Source organism: Enterobacter sp. SECR19-1250 (assembly GCF_013391025.1).
GTDB classification, from domain to species: Bacteria; Pseudomonadota; Gammaproteobacteria; order Enterobacterales; family Enterobacteriaceae; genus Enterobacter; species Enterobacter cloacae.
This window is the reverse complement of the sequence record NZ_JACASJ010000070.1, coordinates 20,147-27,726: the sequence shown is the minus strand read 5'-3', so window position 1 is coordinate 27,726 and position 7,580 is coordinate 20,147. Positions and strand designations below refer to the sequence as shown.

Genomic DNA, 7,580 nt, shown 5'->3' with positions numbered 1-7,580 from the left:
AGTACAGTAATATGGTCATGGTTGCATGACCATATTACTGGGGATCCCTCAGCCCACAGGGAGAGGGAACAGAACGTAGGCCGGGTAAGGCGCAGCCGCCACCCGGCTTTTTTTTAGTTCTCGATACCTTTGCTGCGCAGATAATCTTCGTAGTTACCGGTGAAGTCCACCACGCGCTCTGGCGTAATTTCAATCACGCGGGTTGCCAGCGAGCTGACGAACTCACGGTCGTGAGAAACGAAGATCAGGGTGCCCTGGTACATCTCCAGCGCCATGTTCAGCGATTCAATAGATTCCATATCCAGGTGGTTGGTCGGTTCGTCCATCACCAGAATGTTCGGTTTTACCATCATCAGCTTGCCGAACAGCATACGGCCCTTCTCTCCACCGGAGAGCACTTTGGCAGGCTTCTTGATGTCGTCCTGGCTGAACAGCAGACGCCCCAGAATACTGCGCACCGCCTGCTCATCGTCGCCTTCCTGCTTCCACTGGCTCATCCAGTCGAAGACGGTCAGGTCGTTTTCAAATTCATACTCGTGATCCTGCGCGTAATAACCAATTTGCGCGTTTTCGGACCATTTCACGCTCCCGTTGTCCGGCTGCAGTTCGCCGACCAGGGTTTTCAGCATGGTGGATTTACCTACGCCGTTGGCACCCAGAATGGCGATCTTCTCGCCCACTTCCAGCAGCAGGTTGAAATTCTTAAACAGCGGGCCTTCATCAAAACCTTTGGTAAGGGCTTCCACTTCCAGCGCGTTACGGAACAGTTTCTTGTCCTGCTCGAAACGGATGAACGGGTTCTGACGGCTGGAAGCTTTAACCTCTTCCAGTTTGATTTTGTCAATCTGGCGGGCACGCGATGTTGCCTGACGGGATTTAGAGGCGTTGGCGCTAAAGCGGCTGACGAAGGACTGCAGGTCCGCAATCTGCGCTTTCTTCTTGGCGTTATCCGCCAGCAGACGTTCACGCGCCTGGGTGGCCGCCGTCATGTATTCGTCGTAGTTGCCCGGGTAAACACGCAGCTCACCGTAATCCAGATCCGCCATGTGCGTACACACCATGTTCAGGAAGTGACGGTCGTGCGAGATGATGATCATGGTGCTGTCACGGTCGTTGAGCGTCTGCTCCAGCCAGCGGATGGTGTCGATGTCCAGGTTGTTCGTCGGTTCATCGAGCAGCAGAATGTCCGGGTTAGAGAACAGCGCCTGCGCCAGCAGCACACGCAGCTTCCAGCCAGGTGCCACTTCGCTCATCGGGCCGTAATGCTGTTCGACCGGAATGCCCACGCCCAGCAGCAGCTCGCCCGCACGCGCTTCTGCAGAATAACCGTCCATTTCGCCGTATTGCGTCTCCAGATCGGCCACTTTGTAGCCATCTTCTTCGCTCATTTCGGCCAGAGCGTAGATACGGTCGCGCTCCTGCTTCACTTCCCACAGCTCCGCGTGCCCCATGATCACGGTGTCGAGCACGGTGAACTCTTCAAAGGCGAACTGATCCTGACGCAGTTTACCGATGCGCTCGTTGGGATCGAGCGACACGTTGCCGAGCGTCGGCTCCAGGTCACCGCCGAGGATCTTCATAAAGGTGGATTTACCGCTACCGTTGGCACCAATCAGGCCGTAACGGTTGCCGCCGCCAAATTTGACGGAAATGTTTTCGAACAGCGGCTTACTGCCAAACTGCATAGTGACGTTGCTGGTAACTAACACGGGGAGATTCCTGCGAAAAGTGTGATAAACACGGCATTATGCCACAATTCCGAATTGAGATCCTGTGTTGCGACGCTCCGCTAAACTTTAACAAAATCGAAAAAAATGTGATTTCGTACACATCTGAATTCCCTGTTAGCGGGAATGCACATATAATGCGCTCCCATCACAGATTCAGACTTATCAACTCACGCCTGAATGGCTTAGATACCTCGCACAACATGAACATGAAATTAACAACGCTTTTTGCGGCGGCGTTAGCCGTAGTAGGTTTTTGCAAAACCGCTTCTGCGGTGACTTATCCGCTGCCGACAGACGGTAGCCGTCTGGTGGGTCAAAACCAGGTGGTGACGGTGCCTGAGGGTAACACTCAGCCGCTGGAGTATTTCGCAGCACAGTACCAGCTGGGCCTGTCTAACATGCTGGAAGCGAACCCGGGCGTTGACCCATACCTGCCAAAAGCAGGTACCGTTCTCAATATCCCTCAGCAGCTGATCCTGCCGGATACCGTTCATGAAGGCATCGTGATTAACAGCGCGGAGATGCGTCTGTATTACTATCCGAAAGGCACCAACACGGTAATCGTGCTGCCAATCGGTATCGGTCAGCTGGGTAAAGATACCCCGCTGAACTGGACCACCAAAGTTGAACGTAAGAAAGCAGGCCCAACCTGGACCCCAACGGCGAAAATGCACGCGGAATACATCGCGGCAGGTGAACCGCTGCCCGCCGTGGTTCCGGCAGGCCCGGATAACCCAATGGGTCTGTACGCCCTGTACATCGGCCGCCTGTACGCCATCCACGGTACCAACGCTAACTTCGGTATCGGCCTGCGCGTAAGCCACGGCTGCGTGCGTCTGCGTAACGACGACATCAAATTCCTGTTCGAAAACGTGCCGGTAGGTACCCGCGTCCAGTTCATCAACGAACCGGTTAAAGCGACCTCTGAGCCGGATGGCAGCCGTTACATTGAAGTGCACAACCCGCTGTCCACCAGCGAAGACCAGATCAACAATAACGAAATCGTGCCGATTACGCTGACCAGCGCGGTGCAGTCCGTGACCTCTCAGCCGGACGTGGAAACGACTATCGTTGACCAGGCTGTGCAGAACCGTTCCGGTATGCCGGTGCGTTTGAACTAATCGCGACACAGCGAAAAAAGCGGGCTTCGATGCCCGCTTTTTTTTATCCGTTATTCACGATCACAATCCCGCCGTGGTCGTAACGATAATGACAGTGCGCATACTCCAGCGGCGTGCCATCTTCCAGATAGATCACCTGCTCCACCTCCAGCACCGGGTCGCTCTCCTCGCAGACCAGATGCTGCATATCCAGCGCATTCGGCTTTAGCGCCCGCACCACGCGGTACGATCCCATAATTTTCAGACCCAGCGTCTCCTGCACATAGCGAAACACCGAGCTTTCAAGATGGCTTTTGTTCAGCCCGGGCACCAGGTTGAGCGGCATTACGGTCGCGTCCAGCGACATGGGCTCACCATTAAGTAAACGCAGACGAATGAAGTCATAGACCGGCGTATCGGCATTAATCATCAGCGAGGCCTGCTCTTTTTCGTTCGGGAAGCGCAGTTCAAAATGCACCACCTGGCTCGTTACCGTGCCCAGATGCTCCCAGGTTTTGGTCGCGCCAAAGTAGTCGCTGCCGGAGAGATCCCACTGCGACAACTGAAGGAAGTTTTTGCGGATGAACGTCCCCTGCCCCTGACGGGTATATACCAGCCCTTCAACGATCAGCTGACCCATGGCCTGCTGAATGGTCATCCGGCTGGTATTGAACTCCGCCGCCAGCGCAAACTGGTCCGGCAGGGGTTCATTGGCGGCATACTGCTGGCTGATGATGCGTTTTTTGATTTCACGCGCTATGGTGATGTACTTCGCCGCCATCGTCCTTCCTTCTGTTTAATGTTCTATCCCGCTGTTTTTCAACGCCACTCGCTCGGCAATTTTGAGGAAAGGCAGGTAGAAGAATACACCAAATACGATGATTGCCAACTGCACCACCACCGCCCGCCAGTCCCCCGCGGTTGCCAGCCAGGCGCTCAGAATTGGCGGCGTGGTCCACGGGATCATCACCACGCAGCGCGACATTAATCCCAGCGTGGTGCAGAGCCAGGCGAAGTAAATGCCAATGGCGGGCAACAGGACAAACGGGATCATTAAAGGCAGGTTAAATACAATCGGCAGGCCGAAAATCACCGGCTCGTTGATATTGAACAGACCCGGCGCCAGCGACAGACGTGCCACCTGTTTCGCCGATTGTTGCCGCGAGAAGATAAAAATGGCGATCAGCAGTGAAATGGTGCTACCGGTACCGCCCACCATGCCAAAGGTCGGCACGAAGATGTTGTTGATGATGTGCGGGATCGGCTGGCCGTTGGCAAAGGCCAGCATGTTCTCATTGGTATTAATCAACAGGAACGGCTCCAGCACCACGCTGTTGACTACCGACTGATGAATACCCAGCGTGAAGAGGAAGTTACCAAAGCTGTAGATAAAAATCGTCCCCGGCAGGCTGGTATTGATGAGCCGCAGCGGCTGCTGGATAAAGGTGGTGATCAGGTGAATCAGATCCGTATGCAATACGTTCGCCAGCAGCGCGGCCAGAACGGCAAACAGTGAGAGCGTCAGGATGGTCGGGATCAGGGCGCTAAAAGATCTACTGACCGCCGGCGGCACGTTTTCCCCCAGTGATATTTGCAGCGCCTTGAGCCGCGAGATGGCGATAAACAGCTCCGTCGAGAGCAAGCCAATCAGCACCCCGGCGAAAATCCCGGTCGAACCAATGTTGGCGAAGGTCAGCACCTGGGTGACATTCACCGTGGTGTCGCTGCCGACGGGCGTGAGCTGCAGACGCATCGGCATCATGATAATAAAGCTGCTGACAGCGATAACCACTGCCGAGACCGGATTGTCGAAATCCTTGTTGCGCGCCAGCGACCAGGCAATCATCGGTGCCAGCAGCAGCGCGGCGATATTCAGCGTGCCATTGATGATCGCCTCGCCCCATACCTTGAAGTGCGTGAGCGTGTCGCCGTCAAAAATCCATGGGAACACCACATTGTTCACCAGCACTGCCAGTCCGGCGAGGATGAAAATCGGCATCACCGTGGCGAAGGCATCGCGCAGGGAGCGAAGATGCACCTGGTTTGCCAGGCGCGCTGAGAACTCAACAAATTTATCGACAAAGGACTGCATATGCGGTGTGATTTTTGTTTCAGACATAGCGGATAGTTCCCATCAATCAGTCACAAAAACGGCCCGGCAGCGTACGGCTTACATCTCGCGTCCGTTGGTATGGATAACCTGTTTTAACCACGCGTAGCTCTTCTTCGGCACGCGTTTCAGGTCTTTAAGGTCGTGGTTTTCACGGTTGACGTAGACCACGCCGTAGCGCTTACGCATGTCGCCCTGAGAGCTCAGAATGTCGATCAGACCCCAGCCGAGATACCCCATCACCTCAGCGCCATCCTCGAACATGGCGGCTTTCATGGCCTCGATATGCGCCCGGTGATAGTCGATGCGGTAGGTATCCTCAATCGGGTTCACGCCATCCCAGGATTCAATCACGCCAATGCCGTTTTCAATCGGGAACACCGGCATGCGCCAGTCGTTGGCGTAGCGGGTGATGATGGTGCGAAAACCGAGCGGATCGATCTGCCAGTTCCATTCGGTGGCTTTCAGGTACGGGTTATTTTTATCGCCGTACAGCAGATAATTGTTCACCGGGGTTCCCTGCGGAATGGCATCGCTGTCCAGCGTTTTACTGGCGTAGTAGCTGAAGGCCATAAAGTCGTTTTGGGTTCTTGCGAACAGCGCCAGATCCTCGGCACGGTAGATATCGCCAAACCCTTCCTGCTCCACCACCGCCATCACCGCCGGGCTATAGCCCTGACCAGCAAAGACGCGCAGCAGGTTCTGGTTGAGAAATTCGTCGTACTGCTGGGCGCAGAAGATATCGCGCGGTTTGCAGGTGGCCGGGTAAACCAGCTGGTGTGCCAGCATACCGCCCATCAGCTGACCCGGTTTTGTCTGGTGCAGGTATTCGGTCAGCGTCATGTGCGCCACCATGGTGTGATGCTGCAACTCGTAGAGCTCGCGCAGGGTTTTCTCGCCTTTCATGTAGCCGGAAATACGAAACGCTTCCGGCATATGGAAGATGTTCTGTTCGTTGAAGGTCAGCCAGTACTTCACGCGGTCGCCGAAGCAGTCGATCATCTTTTTGCCATAGCGGATAAAGGCATCCATGACGCGACGATCGTTAAAGCCGTTGTACTCCTGCGCCAGCGCCAGCGGCATATCGAAGTGATAGAGGCAGATCATCGGCTCGATACCGCGGGCGATGAGATCGTTAATAAAGCGGTCGTAAAAGGCGATGCCTTCATCGTTGAACTCGCCGTCGCCCTGCGGACAGACCCGGCTCCAGGAGATTTGAAAGCGGTAGCAGTTCATGCCCAGATCCTGCATCAGGTCGAAATCTTCCCGGTAGCGGTGGTAGGAATCGGTCGCCACTTTCCAGTCGGAGATGTTTTCCCCCGCTTCGCGAATGTCGTACACCGACATCCCCTTCCCGCCCTCATTCCATGCCCCTTCCGTCTGCATGCTGGATACCGAGTTGCCCCATAAAAAGTTGGCTGGCAGTGATTGATTCATGGTCTCTCCCTATATGACTAGTCATTTAAATTTCATGACTAGTCATATAGGCGAAGATGTAAAAGCGATCAAAGAGGAGGATCGAATTTTGTGAGCAGAGCGGGGAAAAAAAGCCCCGGTGAGCGGTGCGCCACCGGGGAAAGGAGGGTTATTGCTGTGCGAGCTGATTACGACGATACTCCCCCTGCCGCTCCAGCATCCAGCCCGGATATTCGCGCGGCAGTGCGCTGACGGCATCAAGCTGTTTCAGCTCGTCTTCACTTAAACGGATCCCCGTTGCGGCGATGTTGTCATCCAGTTGATCGACGCGTTTGGCACCAATAATGACGCTGGTCACCGCCTTCTGATGCAGCAGCCACGCCAGGGCGATCTGCGCGACGGAGACACCTTTGCTTTCGGCGATAGTGCGCATCACATCCACACAATCGAAGGCGCGCTCTTTTTCCACCGGCGGGAAGTCAAACTCCAGACGACGACCACCGGTTTCACTCTGCCCGTCGCGGCCATATTTCCCGCTCAGCAGGCCACCCGCCAGCGGGCTCCAGACCATCAGCCCGACGCCTTCGCTCTGCATCATTGGCACCAGTTCGCGCTCCAGATCACGTCCGGCGATGGTGTAATAGGCCTGCAGCGATGCGAAACGGGCCAGACCCAGCCGCTCGGAAATGCCCAGCGCTTTGGCAATCTGCCATGCGGCCCAGTTAGAGACACCGATGTAGCGCACGTGGCCGTGCTGCACAAGGTTATCCAGGGCATAAAGCATCTCTTCCATCGGCGTTGCGGGGTCGAAACCGTGAAGCTGGTAGAGATCGATATGGTCGAGCTGCATACGGCGCAGGCTCTCTTTCACGCTGCTGATAATGTGATAGCGTGAGCTGCCGCGTGAGTTCACCCCCGCCGTGCCCGTTTCGCCAAACACTTTGGTGGCAACCACCACGTTTTCGCGCGGAATTTTCAGGTTCTTGAGTGCCCGGCCGGTGATCTCCTCCGAGCGGCCTTCGGAATAGACGTTCGCGGTGTCGATGAAGTTGATCCCGGCATCCAGCGCACGGCCCACCAGTTGCTCGGCTTCACTCTGCTGGAGCTGGCCAATCTTGCCCCACATGCCACCTTCACCGCCGAAGGTCATGGTGCCAAGGCACAGTTCAGAAACAAACAGACCGGTATTGCCCAGTTTTTGATAACGCATAAGATAGTCCTCAC

Annotated in this window: 6 protein-coding genes; 1 reads left to right on the top strand and 5 read right to left on the bottom strand. The window is 55.6% G+C overall.

Going from position 1 to position 7,580, the window contains the following annotated elements; genetic code table 11:
- Nucleotides 1-113: 113 nt before the first annotated feature.
- Nucleotides 114-1,709: an ABC-F family ATPase gene (locus HX884_RS17395; protein WP_178328534.1), complete on the bottom strand. Its 1,596-nt coding sequence runs from the start codon at nt 1,707-1,709 to the stop codon at nt 114-116.
- Between the two features lie 221 nt (nt 1,710-1,930).
- Here HX884_RS17395 and ldtB point away from each other — a divergent pair, with 221 nt between their 5' ends.
- The gene (ldtB, locus tag HX884_RS17390) at nt 1,931-2,851 is read left to right on the top strand and encodes a L,D-transpeptidase (protein ID WP_020689864.1); all 921 of its coding nucleotides are present in this window, start codon (nt 1,931-1,933) and stop codon (nt 2,849-2,851) included.
- Between the two features lie 43 nt (nt 2,852-2,894).
- Here the strand turns inward: ldtB and HX884_RS17385 are convergent, their stop codons facing one another.
- From HX884_RS17385 to HX884_RS17370, 4 genes are all read right to left on the bottom strand, one after another.
- Nucleotides 2,895-3,611 carry a GntR family transcriptional regulator gene (locus HX884_RS17385; RefSeq protein WP_178328533.1) on the bottom strand — a complete coding sequence of 239 codons (717 nt, stop codon included), beginning with the start codon at nt 3,609-3,611 and terminating at the stop codon, nt 2,895-2,897.
- A 15-nt stretch (nt 3,612-3,626) separates the two neighbouring features.
- Nucleotides 3,627-4,949: a PTS sugar transporter subunit IIC gene (locus HX884_RS17380; RefSeq protein ID WP_178328532.1), complete on the bottom strand. Its 1,323-nt coding sequence runs from the start codon at nt 4,947-4,949 to the stop codon at nt 3,627-3,629.
- A gap of 51 nt (nt 4,950-5,000) precedes the next feature.
- Nucleotides 5,001-6,377, bottom strand: a complete 1,377-nt coding sequence (locus tag HX884_RS17375; protein ID WP_023622501.1) for a glycoside hydrolase family 1 protein — start codon at nt 6,375-6,377, stop codon at nt 5,001-5,003.
- A gap of 148 nt (nt 6,378-6,525) precedes the next feature.
- The gene (locus HX884_RS17370) at nt 6,526-7,566 is read right to left on the bottom strand and encodes an aldo/keto reductase (protein ID WP_178328531.1); all 1,041 of its coding nucleotides are present in this window, start codon (nt 7,564-7,566) and stop codon (nt 6,526-6,528) included.
- Nucleotides 7,567-7,580 lie beyond the last annotated feature (14 nt).